A 255-nucleotide genomic window follows, 5' to 3' on the forward strand; every position below is an offset into this window, starting at 1 on the left:
ATGGGGAGAATTAGACACTTACGGAACATATGCCGACAATGTGGAAAAGAAAATTACTGGTTTGACACTAGGAGATCATTTAGTTGAAATTCGAGAAACAAACCGAAAGAATGCTGGTGCATCAGGTAATTCTATATATATTCAAGGTCTAAAAATCCCTAAAACTGCTGATGTTGTTAATTTTGGAATTAGTGGTAAACATTCGCAATATCTATACCAACAAAGAGATCAGTTAATTGAATCTGCTGACAGCAT

1 protein-coding gene is annotated in these 255 nt (G+C 34.9%); it reads left to right on the top strand.

Annotated elements, in window-relative coordinates; all coding sequences use genetic code 11:
* The coding region (locus tag AC1M36_RS28610; protein ID WP_479846531.1) for a hypothetical protein at positions 1-255 on the top strand (255 nt) is incomplete at both ends.

The organism is Bacillus sp. Medicinal_06 (assembly GCF_056711665.1).